Origin of the sequence: Aurantiacibacter gilvus, assembly GCF_038289935.1 — a bacterium.
In the GTDB taxonomy this organism is placed as follows: Bacteria; Pseudomonadota; Alphaproteobacteria; order Sphingomonadales; family Sphingomonadaceae; genus Alteraurantiacibacter; species Alteraurantiacibacter gilvus.
In genome coordinates this window covers 338,497-356,709 of sequence record NZ_JBBYHV010000002.1, presented here as the reverse complement: position 1 = coordinate 356,709, position 18,213 = coordinate 338,497, and the positions used below count along the sequence as shown (strand labels likewise).

Sequence of the window (18,213 nt, the reverse complement as noted above, 5' to 3'; positions counted from 1 at the left end):
TGCTAGCGTTGCCTTGTCGGCAATGATGTTCCCGGTATCGGCATATGCCCAGGATACCGATGAGGAGGAGGCGACTGCGCAGTCGGCCCCGCGTGAAACGATCGTGGTCACCGGCAGCCGTATTGCCGGCGTTGCCCCTGTAGGGGCGACCGTCACCACCTTGGGACGGCAGGAGATCGAGGCATCGGGCGAGGTCACGCTGGACCGGATGATCCGCGAGCTGCCGCAGGTGCTCGACCTCGGCTTTTCGGAAAACTCGCGCGGGCAGTCGGGCGGCAATGGTAACGCCACCTATTCCAATTCGATCAACCTTCGCGGCCTGGGTCCGTTCTCGACGCTGATCATCAGCGACGGTCACCGGATGACCAATAACGGTCGCGCGATCGATCCCTCCGTCCTGCCGACGCTGGGCGTCGAGCGGGTCGAGGTGATCGCCGACGGTGCCTCCGCCATCTACGGTTCGGATGCGGTTGCGGGCGTGGTCAACCTGATCCCCCGCCGCAGCCTTGATGGCGTGGAGGCATTCGGCCGCATCGGCTCTTCCGAAGACGGTGATTTCTGGGAATGGAACGCCGGCGTCGCGCTGGGCAAGGTGTTCGACCGTGGCCAGATCATGGTGGCCTATGAGCACGCCTATCGCTCCAACCTGAGCGGCGACGACCGCGACTTCTTCACCTCCGACCAGCGTCCGTTCGGCGGGCCCGATTACCGAGTCAACACCTGTGCGCCCGGCACCCTGATCTACCAGGGCCAGACCTACGCCCTGCCAGCCAATTACGACGGTAGCCAGATGCTCACGGCGGGGACGGAAAACCTGTGCGAAGCGCTGGCGGGCCAGGATTTGTTCCCGGAACAGGAATACGATTCTGTAAACAGCACCGGCACCTTTGCCATCAGTGACATGATCGAAGTGTTCTACGATGGCTATTACTCGAAGCGGCGCTTTTCGCGCTCACCCGGCGCCGTAACCGCAACGTTCACCGTGCCGGAAAGCAATGCCTTCTTCGTGGCGCCCGATTTCTACGTTCCGGGGTCTGGTGGCTACCAGATCGCCTATAATTTTGGCGAAATCAGGGACTTCGATCAATATGAAGGTTTTCAGGAGAACTGGCAGATTACGCCGGGCCTGCGGGTGAACCTGCCAAACGACTGGATCATCGAAGGCCGAATTGGTTATGGCGAGGCGACCGACCGGGCCGATAACACGGACGAGCTCGACAGCCGCGGCCCCAACAGTGCCCTGGCGGTTGCCCTGCGCAGCAGCGACCCGAGCACCGCACTCGATCCCTACAGCGGTGGTCGGACTGCTTCGTCTACAGTGGAATCGATCTTTGGCGGCTTCCGCACGTTCCCGACCGATGCCGAACTGACTACCTACCAGCTCGGTGCCAACGGCCCGCTGTTCGACTGGGCTGGCGGCGAAGTTGCGCTGGCGGTGGGCTATGAAGGCCAGGATTTCACCCAGACACGCAACCCGGGTACACCGACGGAAGAGACCAGCAACCGCAAGGTAGATTCCTTCTACGCAGAGTTGCTGGTGCCCATCTTCGGCCCTGGCAATGCGACGCCGGGCTTCGAGGAGCTGGAGCTTACGGCTGCTGTGCGCCACGACAATTACAGTGACGTGGGCAGCACCACCAATCCCAAGTTCGGTATCAACTGGGAACCTGCCGATGGCGTGAGGCTGCGCGGCAGCTTTGGCACCTCGTTCCGCGCGCCGACGTTTCCCGAGATCTTCGGCAACAGCTCGCGCCTCTTCATCCAGGCCTACACCAATCCGGACCCGACCGGTCCCTCGCGCGTCAGCGGCTACACTTACGGCTCGGGCCCCAACCCGGACCTGCAGCCCGAAACCGCGACTACCTGGACGGTGGGTGCCGATTTTGACGTAATCCCCGACCTGACCTTCGGCTTCACCTACTTCGACATATCCTACGAGGACACGATCAGCGGACTGCTGTCGAACCTGTCGGTGCTCGCGCTGGCAGACGAATATGCAGGGACCGACGTGATCCTGTTCGGCCAACCGGCTCTGACGCGGATCAATGAGCTGATTGCCCAGGGCAAGCCGATCCTGCAGTTCCCCGGCACGACCGACGACTGTACGGCAAACCAGAATCCCGACGCTTGTATCTTTGTCGACGGACGCAGCCTCAACCTCGGGCGCTCGCAGATGCAGGGCATCGACTTCAACATGCGGTACTTCGCCGAGTTGGGGCCCAACGACTTCCTGACCTTCCAGGCAAACGGTACTTACCTGACCGCCTACGAAGTGGCCTTCACGCCCGGCGGTGACTTCGAGGACCTGCGGAACGAGATCTACCAGCCGCTGAAGTTCCGCGCCCGCGCCAGCGTGACCTGGGAGCATGGCCCTTTCACCACGCGACTGCAGGCCAACCACATCGGCGGCTATGACAACACGCTGACGACGCCGGTGCAGGACGTGGACAGCTACACGCCGATCGATCTCTCGGTCACCTGGGACCTTGTGGAGAGCCTCTCCCTGGGCATGGTCGATCGAGCTGCGCTTACCCTCGAGGTTCGCAACCTGTTCGATGTCGATCCGCCCTACGTCAACGTGGCCCCTTCCGCTAACGGTGGTGGCGGCTACGATGCCACGGTGGCAAATCCGGTCGGGCGCCAGTTCGCGGTCAGCTTGCGGACCTCTTTCTGATAGGCTTGTCTGCGTTCCGGCGGTGCAGGGGTAGTTATGCTTGATATAGCCTTGGTCGGCGACTTGGTTCTGGATGAGCCCGACGCCGACTACTGGCTGGCGGGCATCGCCCCGGCACTCGCTGCGGCAGACCTGGCCATCGCCCATCTCGAAGTACCCCACACTAACCGGGGGCTGGAGAAATCGGGCGATGTGCCGGCTCCGGCAGCTCCGCCGGAGAATGTCGCGGCTATTGCACGGGCTGGCATCGGAATGGTCAGCCTTGCCGGAAATCACATCGCCGACTGCGGCGCTGACGGAATCGAAGATACCATTGCCTTGCTTGACGAACACGGCGTCCTGCATGCCGGAGCCGGGCCGGACCTGGTCGCGGCGCGCAAGCCCGCCGTCACCGAGGTCGGCGGACTTCGTATCGCCATGCTGAGTTACAACTGCGTGGGGCCGGAATTTTCCTGGGCCGGTCCGGCAAGCGCAGGTTGTGCCTATCTCCCGGTGGGGACTGTCGACGGGTCGCCAGTTTCCCCACAAAAGGATCTCGAGAGCGTACTCCCAGGCGCTCTCGAGATACTTTCCGAGGACATTGCCGCGCTCCGTCCGCGCGCTGATGTCGTCATCGTCGCCCTGCACAAGGGTATCGTCCATACACCGGCGCAGCTGGCACCCTACGAACGCCCGATTGCGCAGGCGGCAATAGACGCGGGCGCCGACGCCGTTGTGGCGCACCATGCGCACATCATTCGCGGGGTCGAGTTCCATCGCGGCAAGCCGATCTTCCACGGACTGGGCAATGGCTGCGTCGTCACTTCGGCCCTCTCGCCCGCGCAGGACCATCCGGCGCGGCGCGAATGGGCGCGCAAGCGGGAGGAGATGTTCGGCTTCCGGCCCGATCCTGCTTACCATCTGGCCCCGTTCCATCCCGAAGCGGTGAACGCCTTCATCGCCAAGCTGCGCCTGCGCGATGACGGAACGCTGGAACCGGCGATTGTACCGGTGGACGTCGTGGCGCCCGGCAGGCCGGTGCTCGCGCAGGGCGAGCGCGCCGCAGACATTGCCCGCTACCTGCAGGACATCACCGTCGCTGCCGGACTGCCCGGGATCGCCGTCGACGCGTCCTACCGCCTGGCGGAGGCTGCCTGACGTGCTCAAGCAAGCCGTGATCTGGACAGGCGGTGCCGCGCTGCTGGCGGCAACCACGGTTGATACCGTTGCGGTTGTCGGGCGGCACGTGGGCCTGCCGCTGACCGGCTCGATCGAGCTGATGCAGGCCATCGTCCTCGTTTCCGGCGCCATCGGGCTGGTGATTGCGACATGGGACAATGCCCATGCCCGCGTCCGCCTGCTGGTCGAACGGCTGGGGCCGGGCAGCCGCAGCCTCGCTGACCGCGCATCGGACCTCGTCACGCTGGTCTTCCTGCTGTGCCTGCTGGCCGGTTCGCTGTGGCTGTCGGCTGACCTTTGGGACGGCTACGAACAGAGCGAGATCCTCGGCATCCCCTGGGCCCTGCTGCGCATGATCGCCAACCTGTGCCTTGCCGCCTGCGCCGTGCTGCTGGTGCTGCGCCTCGTGCGGAGGCGCAAATGATCTACGCTACCGCTGCCTCCGGCCTTGTCGGGATCCTGCTGCTGCTGGGCCTACTGCTGGGCGGTGCCCGCATCGGCGCCGCGCTGGGCATTGTCGGGCTGGTCGGCCTTGCCATCGTGCTCGGCCCCGAGGCGGCGCTGATCAAGAGCGGCGTCGTCCTGGTCGACACCCTGACCCGCTACGAGCTGGGCACGCTGCCGCTGTTCCTGTTCATGGCGCACATCTTCTTCTCGATCGACGCCAGCCGCGACCTGTTCGACGCGGCGGCGAAGTTCCTTGGCCACCGCAAGGGCGGGCTGGCCTATGCCTCTATCGCCGGGTGCGGCGGGTTCGGCGCGATCAACGGATCGAGCCTCGCGACCACCGCAACCGTGGGCCTTGTCGCCTATCCCGAGATGAAGCGGCGCGGATACGATGACCGGCTGGCAACCGGCACGATTGCTGCCGGGGGCACGCTGGGCCAGATGATCCCGCCTTCGGGCGCGCTGATCGTCTTCGGCATCATCGCCGAGACCTCCATCGGCACGCTGTTCACCGCGGCCATCATCCCGGGCATTACCCAGGCGCTGTTCTACGCGCTGGTGGTGTTCATCCTGGTGCGCTGGAAGCCGCACCTCGCCACCACCGGCGATCGCGCGTCGTGGGGCGAGCGCTGGCGTGCGCTGGCGCGGATATGGGAAATCATCGTCATCGTGGTGCTGGTCATCAGCGGCATCTCGATGGGCTGGATAAGTCCGGCGGAAGCAGCTGCCATCGGCTCTGCCGGTGCCTTGCTGACAGCGGCAATCCGCCGCAAGCTGACCAAGCAGGCGCTGTTCACCGCTTTCCACGAGACCCTGCGCACCACCGGCCTGATCTACCTGATCCTGCTCGGCGCACTGCTGTTCTCGGTCTTCGTCGGGGTCACCGGGCTGGCCGTATCGGCTGGCGAATTCGTCGAAAGCCTGTCGCTCGGCACGGTCGGCACGCTGATCCTCGTTGCGCTGATCCTGCTGCTGCTGGGTTCGGTGCTCGATGGCCTGGCGTTGATGCTGCTGACCACGCCGATCCTGCTGCCCATCGTCGAGGCGACCGGGCTGACGGCGATCTGGTTCGGCATCTTCATCACCCGCGCGATGGAAATCGGCTTTGTCCATCCGCCGCTCGGCATGAACCTCTACATCATCCAGGGCGTGGCCAAGGACGTGTCGATCACGCGCATCTTCAAGGGGGTGATCCCCTTCCTGATGAGCGATTTCGTCCACCTGCTGCTGATCATCCTGTTCCCCGCCATTGTCCTGTGGCTGCCCGAATACCTTGGAAGTTGACCCGTGATAGCGATTGCCGGACCCAATTTGCCCCACCAGTTGCTGCAGGCCGCAGGCCGTCACGGCGGCGCGCTGCCGTTGACGCCGGACCGCGAATGTCCGCGCGCCGGACAGTGGCTGGAAAGCAAGTTCCAGCCCTGGGCCCCGCGCGTGCTGGAGCACTGGCTGGATGGCGACTACGATCACTTCGACGCGGTCATGTTCAGCCGCGCCGACGACAGTTCGCAGCGGCTCTACTACTACCTGGGCGAGATGCAGCGCACGGGGCAGGTGGGCGGGCCGGAGCCGCTGATTTTCGACGTGGCCAAGATCCCGCGCCAGAGCAGCCTCGTACACATTGCCGACAAGCTCAGGGCGCTGGCGGACCAGCTTTCGGTGGACAGGGATTCGCTGGAAGCGGCGATCCGCCAAGGCAATAGTGCTCTTGACGGCCGTGCGCCCGTCGCATCCGGTCCGGTGTGCCTGGTGGCCGGGTCCCCACCGCCCGATACCCGCCTGTTCGACGCGGTGGAGCAAAGCGGTTTCGCGCCTGTAGGCCAGACGCTGGAGCAATCCTGGCTGGCCTCCGCCGCGCCTGTCGAAGAGGGATCGGACGATCCCCTTGCCGCCCTTGCCAAGGCCTTGCATGTGCAGGACAGCGGTCCGCGCTCGTTTGCCGATCCGGCAGAACGCTTGTGTCGGCAGATTGCCGACAGTGGCGCGCGGGCCGTGGTGATCTGGCATATCGAAGAGGACGAGACGCGGACCTGGCAGCTGCCGTCCGAACGTGCGGTTCTCGAACAATCCGGTCTGCCGTTCCTGGTCCTGAGCCGCCGCGACTGGCTGGCACAAGACGGCGCAGCAGACGAAATTGCCGAATTTCTCGAAGGTGTTTCCGCATGAAGTTACTGGCAGGACACAAGGTTGCCGTTCTTGGCGGCATGGCAGAGCGGCCGCTGGCGCGTTACTTCGCCTCGCTCGGCGCGACGCTGGGCTGCGATGTGGCCGATGCAAGCTTCGTGATCGACGATCTGGGCTTGGCCGCCACGCGCGAGCTCGCCATTCCCGAAAGCGCCGTGCATGTCTCGGTCACCGGCTTCGGCTCTGGCGGCCCGCGCGAGCAATGGCAGTCCAGCGAACTGGTCTGCTCGGCGGTGGGCGGGGTCTTGCGCCTGACCGGTGAGCCGGGCCAGAAGCCGGTCAAGGAAGCGGGCGATGCCTGCACTTTCCACGCCGACATGGTGGCGGCATCGGGCGCGATGGCGGCGCATTTTGCCCGCGGCACGCACGGGCAGGGACAGCACGTCGACGTTTCCATTCAGCAGGTCGCCATGAGCCGCAACACCAACGGCGTGCTGGTCTGGCAGTTCGACCGCCGCAAGCTCGACCGGGCCGGGGGCTGCATCGCCTACGGCAAGGCCAAGGTGCGGGTGATCTGGCAACTGGCCGACGGCTGGTGCTTCCACGCGCTGATGACCGGGCGGCTGGGCGCCCCTGCCAACAAGGGCCTGTCCGACTGGATGGACGAAAGCGGTATCGACAATCCTATGCAGGGCGTCGACTGGCTGGCTTACAACCGCTCGACTTTGCCAGCGGAAACCCGCGCCGAGTGGGAAGCGGCGATGACTGCCTTCTTCGCCACCAAGACCAAGAAAGACATTGCCACCGAAGGCCGCCGCCGGGGCATCAATGCCTGTGTGGTGAACGAGCCGGCTGATGTGCTGAAGGACGAACACCTCAAGGCGCGCGGCTTCCTTGATACAGCAGACGGTTTGCCCGAACGCTTTGCCGCAATCCGCGCAGGCGAGGGCAAGGCCGCTGCACCGGCGATCCACGCGGGCGAGCGTCCCGGACCACTGAGCGGGGTGAAAGTGCTCGACTTCGCCTGGGCACTGGTCGGTTCGATCACCACCAAGACACTGGGCGACATGGGCGCGGAGATCGTCAAGATCGAAAGCCGCGGACGACCGGACCTGTCGCGTCTCGACGTGCAGGTTTCCGCATCGTCGGCAGGCAGCCTCGACGACAAGCCGTGGTTCGCCCACCTGAACTCCTCGAAGAAGTCGCTGACGATAAACCTCAAGGCGCCCGAGGCGCGCGAGGTGCTCGACCCGCTCATCGACTGGGCCGACGTGGTGGTCGAGAATTTCTCGCCCGGCACCATGGCCAAGCTCGGGCTCGACTACGACAGCCTAGCGCAGCGTAATCCCGGCATCGTGATGGTGTCCGGCAGCGTTTTCGGACAGACCGGGCCGCTGGCGAAGGAATGGGGTGTCGACGGCACTGGCGGTGCCCTGTCGGGGCGCACATACCAGACCGGCTACCGCGATGGCGATCCGGTGATTCCGGGCGCTGTTCCCTACGGCGACGTGATCGTGCCCTTCGTCATGGCGGGCCACGTGGCGGCGGCTCTCCAGCATCGTCGGCAGACCGGGCAGGGCTGCCATATCGACGCCAGCATGTACGAGATCTGCGTCCAGCAGATGCGCGACTTCCTCGCCATGGCCAAGGCCGGCGGGGCGCCGCAGCGGATGGGAAATGCCGATCCGGCGGTCTTTTTCCAGGACGTGTTCCCTGCCGCCGGGGAAGACCGCTGGGTAGCGATCAGTACCTTCTCGGCAGAAGAGAAGCGGCGGCTTGAAGCCATCACCGGACCGGACATTGCCGGCTGGACGCGCACGCGGACGGACCATGCCATCATGGAACAATTGCAGGCAGCGGGGATTGCCGCAGGTGCCTTGCAGGACTGCGAGGACCTGCTCGACAAGGATCCGCAGATCGCTGCCCGCGACGCGCTGGTCATGCTGGAGCATGCCGTGCTCGGCCCCTTCGGCCACATCGCCACGCCGATTGCCTTCTCGCGCGATGCCATGGCGCCCTTCCGGGCACCGGGAATGGGCGAACATTCGCACGAAATTGCCACCCGCATTGCCGGCCTCTCGCCGGAACGCGTTGCCGAACTCGAAGCCGGAGGGTTGTTCACATGAGCACCTCAGCCAACCAGCGCAGCCAGAAGCGGCTGGCCTGCACCCAGCGGGCCACCGCCTACCAGCGCGAATTCGGCAAGGAACTGCGCCGCCGGGTGGTGGAAGACCGCGAGCCCTACGCCATCGTCCAGGCCGACACCCCGCACGAGCTGTTCCACGCGATGGATATCCCGATCATCACCAACCAGTGGTGGTCGGCCTACATCTCGGCGAAGCAGCTCTCCACGCGCTATTTCGATGCCATGGTGGCCAAGGGCTATCCCGCCAACAGCTGCAAGTACTGCTCGCTGGGGCTGGCCTGTACGCTGGCCGACGATCCGGAAACTGCGCCCTGGGGCGGGCTGCCCAAGCCGACCGTCATGGTCGCGCGCCTGACCTGTGACTGCATCCAGCAGGTGTTCGGCCAGTGGTCGCAGGCGCTGGGGAGCGAGTTCTTCCCGATGGAGGCCCCCGCGTGGACCGACAAGGACCCGCAATGGTTCGCCAATTCCCGCAGCGAGTGGGAGCGCGTCTTCCAGCCGGACCGCATCCAGCACATGGTGCGCGAGATGGCGGACCTGATCGCCTTGCTCGAGAACCGCACTGGACGCCGGTTCGACGCAGCGAAGTTCCATCACCTGATGGAGCAGATCAACGTGCAGGAAGGCTATATTTGGGAGGCTGCCCAGGCCATCGGCAAGGCGCGTCCGTGTCCGGTCTCGATTGCCGAACAGATGCCCAACACCATGATCCCGCAGTGGCATCGCGGGTCGGACTGGGCCGTGGCCCATGCCAAGGAATTCCGCGACGAGGTGATGGGCCTGATCGACAGCGGCCACGGCGCTTCGAGCAACGAGAAGCTGCGGCTGATGTGGATCGGTGCCGGGGTCTGGCACGATCCGGGCTTCTACCAGGCGCTGGAAGAGACGATCGGCGCGGTGTTCGTCTGGTCGATGTACATGCCCTTTGCGGGTCCGGCCTACATTCGTGACCTCAAGGACAAGCCGATGGAGGCGCTGGCCAGCCGCATCGCCTCGATGAACGAGACGCTGCACCTGCCGCCGTGGATGAATTCATGGATGGTCTCCGAAGCGCAGCGATGCGGGATCGACGCCGCCGTGGTGCTGCTGCCGCCGGACAACCGCCTGTCGCAGTCGGGCACCAAGGCCACCGCCGCCAGCTTGCGTGCAGCCGGGGTATCGGTGCTGATGATCGACGCCGACATGGTCGATGCCAAGGTCTGGGACCATGACCGCATGGTGGCCATGGTCGACGGCTTCCTGCGCGAGGAGGGACTCGCGTGAGGTACCTGCTGGCCCTGCTTGCCTTGCTGGCCCTGTCGGCCTGCGCGCGCGAGGTGCCGGAAGGGGTGACCGAGCTGACCTATGCCACGCCCTATCCGCCTTCCCACCCGTTCAGCCAGGCAGACCAGCGCTGGATGGATTACGTGGAAGAGGAATCGCAGGGTCGGCTGGTGATCCGCCCGATCTGGTCTGGCGCCCTGCTGTCCGCCGACATGTCGATGGAAGAGCTGCGCCACGGCGTCGCCGACATCGGCCTCATTACGCCGATCTACGTGCGCGGCGGCACGCACCTGCTCCGCATCCAGACGGGTTTCTACAGCGGCGCAGACTCGGTGGCATCGCAGGTGGCGCTCTATCGCTGCATGGAAGCCAGAGTGCCGCAGTTCGCGGAAGAACTGGAAGGGCTCGAGGTGCTGGCGGTGCAGGGCGGTCTGATGCCGGGAATCCTGACGCGCGACCGCCCGCTCACTAGCCTCGAGGACCTTCGCGGCCTGCGTATTCGCGCGCCGACCGAATTGCTGCCGGTGCTGCGCGAGCTGGGGGCGGACCCGGTGAACATGCCCATGGGCGAGGTTTACTCCGCGCTGGCCAAGGGCGTGATCGACGGCGTGGTTGCCCCGCCCGACACCTTCCGCGCGCTGCATTTCACCGAAGTCGCGCGGTATTATTTCGAGCTGAAAGTCCCGCGCGGTGCCTATCCGGCCCGGGCCATGGGCACGGCGCGCTGGAACAGCCTGGAAGACTGGCAGCGCGAGGTGCTGGAGCGCAGCTCTGCCGTGTGGGAAGCCGCGCTGGCCGAGGAAATCCTGGCATCGGAACAGGTCGGGCGCGATGCCGGCGAGGGGATTGTCCAGTACACCTACCCATCCGAAGCCGAGCAGCAGGCATTCGACGAGCTGTACCTTGGCGAAGGCCGGGCCAACGCCGTTGCGCTGTCGCGCTTCGGCATCGACGGGCTGCAAGCCTATCGCGTTGCGCGTGAGAGCATCACGGCGCGAGACCAGATCAGTTGTGGAGACCAATCGTGAATCAGCCGCTGGCCGGATTTCGGATAGCAGACTTCAGCCATGTCATGGCCGGCCCTTTCGCCAGCCACGTGCTTCGCCTGATGGGGGCCGAGGTCATCAAGATCGAACCCAAGCAGGGCGACCAGTTCCGCAACTACGGCAGCAACCGCGATTTCCGCGGGATGAGCCCGGCATTCATCGCCGCCAATGTCGGCAAGAAATCCATCGCGCTCGACCTGAAGGACCCCGCCGACCGCGACATCGCGCGCCAGATTGTCGATCGCTGCGACGTGCTGCTGGAGAACTTCCGCCCCGGGGTGATCGGGCGGCTGGGCTTCGGTTACGAGGACGTCTGCAAGACCAATCCAGGTATCGTCTTCTGTTCGGTGTCCGGCTACGGCCAGGACAGCCCGCAGCGCGACTGGCCGGCGATCGACAATATCGTCCAGGCCACCAGCGGCATGATGATGCTGAGCGGGGCAGAGGGCGATCCGCCTATCCGCATCGGCTTCCCCATCGTCGACACCCTGACGGGCCAGACCGCCGCCACCGCCATTCTTGGTGCGCTGATCCAGCGGCTGCGCACGGGCGAGGGCGCATATATCGACGTGTCGATGCTCGACGCGACCATGTCGTTCATGACCTCCGCACTCACTCCCTTCCTCACCACTGGCAGCACGCTGAAGCGGCTGGGCAACACCGGCTACAGCGAACTGCCCACGGCTGGTGTGTTCGAGGCACGCGACGGCCGCTTCCTGTCGCTGGGCGTGGTGCAGGACAACCAGTTTGCCGCCTTTGCGGAGCTCGTAGGACACTCCGAATGGCTGACGGACCCGCGCTTTGCGGATGCTGATGCCCGGCGCGAGAATTTCGATATCTTGTTCGTCCAGCTTGATGAAATGATGCGCAAGCGCGACGCGGCCGACTGGGAGCGGCTGTTGAGCGAGGCCGGTATCCCTTGCGGCATGGTGCGGCGGGTGGACGAGGCCGCCCAGTTGTGCCGCACAGACAGCCTGTTGCGGGTCAATATCGAAGGCCTGCCGGTAAGCGGCGACGTCGCCGTGCCCAATGCAGGCTTTACCATGGAGCCGGGCAACCCGGGCACGGACCAGCCCCCTCCGCGCCTCGACGAACACCGCGAAGAGATCCTGCGCTGGCTCGCCGAAAGTGACGAGTGAAAGTGCGCGCACATTGTCAACGATTTCGTCAGTCGCATTGGGGTTGCGGTTTCGCCGGGAAGAATGTGCACTTGCCGAGCTGGAGAGGACAATGACCAGACTGTTGCGCAATCTGCTGCTCGCGATCCTGGCGCTGAACCTTGCTGCCGTACCAGCCTCGGGGCACGACTATCCCGAATACGCGCGGGAATCGCTCTATGTGCCGGTGCGCGACGGGACGCAGCTGGCGGTCAATGTCTATCGTCCGGCTGATGCCGACGGGGTGGAAACCGACCCGCTGCCGGTGATCTTCGTTTTCACGCCCTACCGCGCCCGCCATGTCGGGCGCGACGGAGAGGTGGTCGAAACCGCCTTGCAGGACGGGCTGGCGCTGCGTTCGCTGCTCCGCGCGGGCTACGTCGTGGCCGTGGCCGACATCCGCGGCAAGGGCGCCTCGTTCGGCGCACGCCGCGGCTTCCAGGACCGGACCGAGGCGATGGACGGTCATGACCTGGTCGAATGGCTCGCGGCGCAGGACTATTCCACCGGCGACGTCGGCATGGTCGGCTGTTCCTACCTCGGCGGCACCACCATGCACACGGCCAGCACCGCGCCGCCTTCGCTGCGGGCGATCTTCACCGGCGCCAGTGACTGGGACAAGTACGCCTTTGTGCGCCGGGGCGGGATCACCGCGCAGTTCAACACCCGTCCGGACGAGCCGCTGTCCGACGACCTTGCCAGCGTGCCGGTCGATGCCGATACCGACGGCTCCATGCTGCGCGCGGCAGTCGCCCAGCACGCGGACAACACGCCGATGGCTGGCCTGTGGTACGGCATGCCCTACCGCGACAGCGTGTCCGACCTGACCGGCAATGCCTTCTGGGACGAAGTGGCGATCTGGCAATATGCCGACACCATCCGCGAAGCCGGCATTGCCACCTATTTCTGGGGCAACTGGAACGACGAGCCGACCAGCGACGTGATCGTGGCTGCCGAGAACCTCGACAGCCGCCTACTGGTGGGGCCGGGCAGCCACTGCGAGACTCCGCGCGACTTCGATTTCACGGGCGAGATCGTGCGCTATTTCGATTTCCACCTGAAGGGCGTGGACAACGGGTTCGCCGACCAGCCGCGCGTCACCTACTGGGCTGACGAGGACGGCGACGGCGGGCACTATGTGCGCGGCGACAGCTTTCCCGGGGCCGGGGCCGCCAACCTGTCCTACTACCTTGGCGGCGATGGCGAGCAGGGCACCCTGGCACCCGATGCCGGGTCTACCGGATCGGCCAGCTTCGCGGTCGACTACGACGTGGCCAACGACGCCTATTTCGCCTTCTGGCCCAGCCCGCTCGACGAGCATGGCCTGGTCTACGACAGCGAACCGCTGGCAAGCGATATCGACCTGCTCGGCTTCCCCACGGCGCATGTGACGCTGGCGGCGGACCGGGAGGACGTGGACGTCTTCGTCTACCTCGAAGTGGTCGACGCGGAAGGCACGGCGGAGGTGATCTCCTTCGGCCGCCTCAAGGCCTCGCAGCGCGCCATCAGCGAGGCACCGTGGGACAACCTCGGCATGCCGTGGCATTCGGGCCGCTCGACCGACGCCGAACCGCTGGTGCCGGGCGAAGCCGCGCAGCTGGTGGTGCCCATGCTGGCAACTTCGCGCCACGTGCCGGCGGGCTCGCGCCTGCGCTTCGTGGTGACCGGGGCAGACCCGCGCCAGCGCAACCTTGCCGACCTGCGGCAGGACCCAGCGCCGGTGATCACCATCAGCCACGGCTGGGAGGCCGGATCGCGGATAGACCTGCCGCTGGTGATGGAAGCCAGCGGCAACTGACGTGAAGGATCGGGAGAGAGACATGCGGGCGAGAGGAATAGTTGCAGCAGGGCTGGCCATGCTGGCGGCGCTGTGCCTTCCGGCGGGCGCCATGGCACAGGACGGTCCGCCCGATCCCGAAGCCATGCAGCGCATGATGGAAGAGCGCAATCGCCTGCCCAATACCGCTGGCGACGGCCCCTATCCCGCCGTGATCGAGGAATACGACAGCCTGCCCGGCCACGTCGTCTACCGCCCCGCCGACATGTCGCCGTTCTTCGGCGGGCACTTGCCGGTGCTGGCCTGGGGCAACGGTGCCTGCGCCGATGACGGCACCGCCCACCGCTTCCACCTCGCCCAGATCGCCAGCTACGGTTACCTCGTCGTGGCCGCGGGCCACTGGCGCAGCGGCCCCGGTGCCCCGCATCCGCGCGTGCAGCAGGCCATGCCCGAAGGTGGCGGCCTGCCGCCGCCTGCCACCACGGCAGAAGACGTGATCGCCGGAATCGACTGGGCGCTGGAGCAGGACGGCAATCCCAACAGCCCCTTCTATGGCCGGGTCGACACCGATGCCCTGGCCGTGGCGGGCCACAGCTGCGGCGGGTTGCAGGCGATCGAGCTGGCAGCCGACCCGCGCATCGATACCGTGCTGATCCACAACAGCGGCATCTACAACAACGAGACCAGCCCGATCCGGGGCGTGACCGTGTCGAAGGACATGCTGTCAAACTTCCACCAGCCGGTGCTCTACGTGCTCGGCGGACCGACCGACATTGCTCACCCCAACGGCACGGACGACTTCGCCCGTGTCGACCACGTGCCGATCATGCTGGCAGACCTGCCGGTGGGGCACGGCGGCACTTTCGGCCAGCCGATGGGCGGCGCGGTGGCGCATGTCGCGGTCGACTGGCTCGAATGGCAGTTACGCGGTGACGAAGTGGCCGCGCGCACCTTCACGGGCGAGAACTGCCGCCTGTGTTCGGGCACCGAATGGACGCTGGAGCGCAAGGGATGGTGATGAAGAACCATCGCTGGATCGCGCTCACGATCGCAGCGGCGGGGCTGGGGGGAGCGCCCGCCGCTGCACACGAAGTGCCGTTCGAAAGCGGCATGCTCTACGAGGGACCGGCTCCCGGCTCGGATGACTGGACCGAGCCGCGCGTCGAGACGGCCTGCCGGGGATCGGTGTCGATCTACAATACCAGCCAGCCGCGCTACGACCTCTACCTGCCCGACGCCGACACGGCGACCGGCGCGGCGGTGCTGATGCTGCCGGGCGGCGGCCTGCGCGTACTGGGCCTGGGCGAAGGCGCCGACGACGAGATCGCGGCTTTCCTCGAACACGGCGTGGCCGTCATGCTGCTGGAATACCGCACGCGGCAGCTGCCCGCAGGCCAGATCAATACCGAGTGCCGCCCGCCCGATCCCGATGCCCCGCCGATCCGCTTCCCTGCGATGGAAATCGTCAACGGCAATGCCAATCCCGCACGCGGCGACGCGGCGGTGAACCGGGTGCTCGAACTCGCCACGCAGGATGCGCAGACTGCCTTCGCCATGCTCCATGCCCGCAGCGACGAACTGGGCCTCGACCCGGACCGGATCGGCGCCATCGGCACCTCGGCGGGCGGCGGCGTGGCCTTTGCCGCCATGCTGGCCGACGCGCCCGATGAACAGCGGCCCGATTTCTTCATCTCGATCTTCGGGCCGAGCCTGCAGGACGTCCACGTGCCCGATCCGGCCCCGCCGCTGTTCCTGGTGACCGAGGCCGATCACGGCCCGGTGACCGACGGCCTGCTCGCGGTCTTCTCGATCTGGAAGGCGGCTGACGAGAAGGTCGAGCTGCACGTCTACGAAGTGCCGAATTTTTCCATGACGGTCGACCTGTGGGGACCGCGTCTGTTTGAATGGATGGCCGAGAGAGGCCTCCTGGAAGAGGGATAAGAGTGACCGTGAAACCGAGACTTTCGCACCTGCTGCTGGGCGTTGCCGTAACCAGTTTCGGCTGGCAGGCGGTAACCGCGCAATCCTCGGACGAGGCCGCTGCTGCGCAGGTGGCCCACGCAGGGGAACTGCCCAATGGCGGCAACGGCTGGTGGGAACCGGGCGAGGGGCGCCCGATCCCCGAGGCTATCGAATACGAGAACGATCACGGCCGCTTGCGGCTGTACAATGTCGATGGCGAAGTGCTGACCGAAGGCCATCCCTTTTTCGAGCCGATAGGCCCCAATGGGCGTGCCTGCGTCAGCTGCCACCAGCCTGCCGACGGGATGAGCCTGTCGCTCCGCTCGATCCGCGAACGCTGGGAAGAAACCGGCGGCAGCGATCCGATCTTTGCCGCGATCGACGGCGCCAATTGTCCCAACCTGCCGCAGGGTGAGGAAGCATCGCACTCACTCTTGCTGGAACGAGGGCTGTTCCGCATCGGCCTGCCCTGGCCGCCGCGCGACCCCTGGGGTGACGGCACAATCGAACCCGAATTCACGCTGGAAGTCGTACGCGATCCGGGCGGATGCAACACCGATCCCGAATACGGCCTCGACAGCGCCAATCCCACCGTTTCGGTCTATCGCCGTCCGCGCATGGTGGCGAACCTGCCCTATGTCGTGCACCGCAATTTCGGCATCGGCCCCTTCGTCGGCAAGACTGGAGAGCCGGCGCTGCGCGATCCGGAGAACGGCGAGCCCGTCAACATGAACCTGATGGCAGATGCCCGCGTACCCACGCTTGCCACGCAGGCTTCCGATGCTGCCGCCACGCACCTGCAACTGCTGCGCGCCATGACCCCGGCGGAGCTGGCACAGATCACCGACATGCAAGGTCAGCTGTTCGCGGCGCAGGTCTACGACAATGTCGCGGGCGACCTGCTGGCAGGGCCCGGCGGGAACGCATTCGGTCCGGAGAACCTCGCCCACGGCGATATCGGCTTCCTTGGCAACAACACCACCCGCTGGGTCTTCCCTGTGGCTGCAGAATGGGCCGAGCCACTTCCCGAGCTGACCGACGAGCAGAACGAGCGTCGCGCCTCGATCTGGCGCGGCCAGCAGATTTACCATTTCCGTACTTTCTGGATCTCGGATTCGATGCACCTCAACAGCGTCGGGCTCGGCAATCCGGTGAAGCGCACCTGCGCCACCTGCCACGGCATGCACATGACCGGGCTCGATACTGCCAACGGCTGGATGGACATTGGCACGACCAACCTGCCGTGGGCGCGCGAAGTGCCGCAGAACCCGTGGACGGACGAGCAGGAACTGATGCCGCTGTTCCGCATCACCTGCCGTGACGACGTGCCGCCGCACCCCTTCCTGGGCCGCGTAATCTATACGCAGGACCCGGGCCGGGCGCTGATTTCGGGCCGCTGCAACGACGTGGGCACCATCGTCATGCAGCAGTTCCGCGCCTTCGCCTCGCGCGCGCCCTATTTCTCGAACGGCTCTGCCGCCAATATCCGCGAGGTCATCGATTTCTACGATCGCCGGTACAACATCCAGTACAGCGAGCAGGAAAAGACCGATCTCGAAAACTTTCTGGCGACCCTGTGATGAAGAACCTTTACCCCGTTTCGCTCCTCGCCCTGGCCCTTGCCGGGGGTAACTCTGCCGCCCAAGCGCAGGACCTGGCCTTTGTTGCCTGTCCCATCGTCAAGGACACGCCCAGCGTCCCGTGCTGGCTGACCGAATATGAGGGGGAGCTCTATTACATGGGCGTCCAGAGTGACGTATCCGCACCGTTCAACCCGCCGTGGCTGGGGCACATGGCGCTGGTCGAAGGCACGCCGAGCGCTTCCGGCGAGAGGATCTGCGGCGGCATCGTGCTGGACCCGGTCCGGGTCGCCGTAATGCCGGAACTGTCGCCGGAGTGTGACCAACGGCTGGTGGCGGAACCGGGCTATGTCCTGCCGTTCGAGCCGCGCCGCCCGCCCGGGCCAAGTACCGGACGGCTGGCATTCTCACCGCCACCGCCTCCGCCGCCGCCCGAGCCGCCGTTCGAGGCGCGCACCTTCCCGGTCTACTTCCCTTTCGAGGGAGCGGTGAACTTCCAGACACCGGGCGCGCTAGGGGAAATCCTCGACTATGCCCGAGCCGTCGGCGCGCAGCGCATCGAAGTGACCGGCTATCGCGCTGCCGTAAGGCTCACCGACGGCACCGTTGTGGAGGAACGCAGCGGCCTTGCCGAACTGCGCGCCGGCCAGGTCGCCCGCATGTTCGACGGGTTGGTGGACAGCGTTGATGAAATTGACGTCGTGTTCGACGAAGATGCCGAGCCGGGCGACTGGCAGGATCGCCGCGTGGACGTACGCATAATCCCCTGATTCAGTAGGGCCTTTTCGCTTGCCGGTCCCCGGCAGGACACGGCGCGGTCATCTGGCTGTCGCCGATCCGTCACGCGATTCTTTTTCCTGTCACGACAACGACATGCGG

The 18,213-nt window shown here is 65.8% G+C and carries 14 protein-coding genes; all 14 read left to right on the top strand.

Features of this window, described 5'->3' with window-relative positions; genetic code table 11:
• Positions 1-22: 22 nt before the first annotated feature.
• The 14 genes from AAEO60_RS11665 (at position 23) to AAEO60_RS11600 (ending at position 18,104) form a co-directional block, all read left to right on the top strand.
• Positions 23-2,674 (top strand): TonB-dependent receptor domain-containing protein, encoded by a 2,652-nt coding sequence (locus AAEO60_RS11665; RefSeq protein WP_341673888.1) that lies wholly within the window; start codon positions 23-25, stop codon positions 2,672-2,674.
• Positions 2,675-2,710: 36 nt separating this feature from the next.
• On the top strand, positions 2,711-3,811 hold the full coding sequence (locus tag AAEO60_RS11660) for a CapA family protein (protein WP_341673887.1): 1,101 nt from the start codon (positions 2,711-2,713) through the stop codon (positions 3,809-3,811).
• Between the two features lies 1 nt (position 3,812).
• Positions 3,813-4,256 (top strand): TRAP transporter small permease, encoded by a 444-nt coding sequence (locus AAEO60_RS11655; protein ID WP_341673886.1) that lies wholly within the window; start codon positions 3,813-3,815, stop codon positions 4,254-4,256.
• Positions 4,253-5,563, top strand: a complete 1,311-nt coding sequence (locus AAEO60_RS11650; RefSeq protein WP_341673885.1) for a TRAP transporter large permease — start codon at positions 4,253-4,255, stop codon at positions 5,561-5,563. The genes AAEO60_RS11655 and AAEO60_RS11650 overlap by 4 nt, the downstream gene beginning before the upstream one ends.
• Positions 5,564-5,602: 39 nt before the next feature.
• Positions 5,603-6,445: a 2-hydroxyacyl-CoA dehydratase gene (locus tag AAEO60_RS11645; protein ID WP_341673884.1), complete on the top strand. Its 843-nt coding sequence runs from the start codon at positions 5,603-5,605 to the stop codon at positions 6,443-6,445.
• Positions 6,442-8,529 (top strand): CaiB/BaiF CoA-transferase family protein, encoded by a 2,088-nt coding sequence (locus AAEO60_RS11640; protein WP_341673883.1) that lies wholly within the window; start codon positions 6,442-6,444, stop codon positions 8,527-8,529. The genes AAEO60_RS11645 and AAEO60_RS11640 overlap by 4 nt, the downstream gene beginning before the upstream one ends.
• Positions 8,526-9,812, top strand: a complete 1,287-nt coding sequence (locus AAEO60_RS11635; protein ID WP_341673882.1) for a 2-hydroxyacyl-CoA dehydratase subunit D — start codon at positions 8,526-8,528, stop codon at positions 9,810-9,812. Before AAEO60_RS11640 ends, AAEO60_RS11635 begins: the two co-directional genes overlap by 4 nt.
• Positions 9,809-10,840, top strand: a complete 1,032-nt coding sequence (dctP, locus tag AAEO60_RS11630) for a TRAP transporter substrate-binding protein DctP (protein ID WP_341673881.1) — start codon at positions 9,809-9,811, stop codon at positions 10,838-10,840. The genes AAEO60_RS11635 and dctP overlap by 4 nt, the downstream gene beginning before the upstream one ends.
• On the top strand, positions 10,837-11,997 hold the full coding sequence (locus tag AAEO60_RS11625; protein WP_341673880.1) for a CaiB/BaiF CoA transferase family protein: 1,161 nt from the start codon (positions 10,837-10,839) through the stop codon (positions 11,995-11,997). Before dctP ends, AAEO60_RS11625 begins: the two co-directional genes overlap by 4 nt.
• A gap of 91 nt (positions 11,998-12,088) precedes the next feature.
• Positions 12,089-13,813 (top strand): CocE/NonD family hydrolase, encoded by a 1,725-nt coding sequence (locus AAEO60_RS11620; RefSeq protein ID WP_341673879.1) that lies wholly within the window; start codon positions 12,089-12,091, stop codon positions 13,811-13,813.
• Between the two features lie 22 nt (positions 13,814-13,835).
• Entirely contained in the window at positions 13,836-14,810 is a 975-nt protein-coding gene (locus AAEO60_RS11615) for an alpha/beta hydrolase (protein WP_341673878.1), read from the top strand.
• Positions 14,810-15,733, top strand: a complete 924-nt coding sequence (locus AAEO60_RS11610) for an alpha/beta hydrolase (protein WP_341673877.1) — start codon at positions 14,810-14,812, stop codon at positions 15,731-15,733. Before AAEO60_RS11615 ends, AAEO60_RS11610 begins: the two co-directional genes overlap by 1 nt.
• A gap of 8 nt (positions 15,734-15,741) precedes the next feature.
• Positions 15,742-17,334, top strand: a complete 1,593-nt coding sequence (locus AAEO60_RS11605) for a hypothetical protein (protein WP_341673876.1) — start codon at positions 15,742-15,744, stop codon at positions 17,332-17,334.
• A complete protein-coding gene (locus tag AAEO60_RS11600) occupies positions 17,334-18,104 on the top strand; it encodes a hypothetical protein (RefSeq protein ID WP_341673875.1) in 771 nt (256 codons plus the stop codon). Before AAEO60_RS11605 ends, AAEO60_RS11600 begins: the two co-directional genes overlap by 1 nt.
• The last annotated feature ends 109 nt before the right edge of the window (positions 18,105-18,213 follow it).

What these genes read in the sequence shown, in the direction of transcription:
- AAEO60_RS11635 (WP_341673882.1), top strand. Translation starts at nt 8,526, where the DNA reads ATGAGCACCTCAGCCAACCAGCGCAGCCAGAAGCGGCTGGCCTGCACC.
- AAEO60_RS11650 (WP_341673885.1), top strand. Translation starts at nt 4,253, where the DNA reads ATGATCTACGCTACCGCTGCCTCCGGCCTTGTCGGGATCCTGCTGCTG.
- AAEO60_RS11600 (WP_341673875.1), top strand. Translation starts at nt 17,334, where the DNA reads ATGAAGAACCTTTACCCCGTTTCGCTCCTCGCCCTGGCCCTTGCCGGG.
- AAEO60_RS11610 (WP_341673877.1), top strand. Translation starts at nt 14,810, where the DNA reads ATGAAGAACCATCGCTGGATCGCGCTCACGATCGCAGCGGCGGGGCTG.
- AAEO60_RS11615 (WP_341673878.1), top strand. Translation starts at nt 13,836, where the DNA reads ATGCGGGCGAGAGGAATAGTTGCAGCAGGGCTGGCCATGCTGGCGGCG.
- AAEO60_RS11620 (WP_341673879.1), top strand. Translation starts at nt 12,089, where the DNA reads ATGACCAGACTGTTGCGCAATCTGCTGCTCGCGATCCTGGCGCTGAAC.
- AAEO60_RS11665 (WP_341673888.1), top strand. Translation starts at nt 23, where the DNA reads ATGATGTTCCCGGTATCGGCATATGCCCAGGATACCGATGAGGAGGAG.
- AAEO60_RS11660 (WP_341673887.1), top strand. Translation starts at nt 2,711, where the DNA reads ATGCTTGATATAGCCTTGGTCGGCGACTTGGTTCTGGATGAGCCCGAC.
- AAEO60_RS11640 (WP_341673883.1), top strand. Translation starts at nt 6,442, where the DNA reads ATGAAGTTACTGGCAGGACACAAGGTTGCCGTTCTTGGCGGCATGGCA.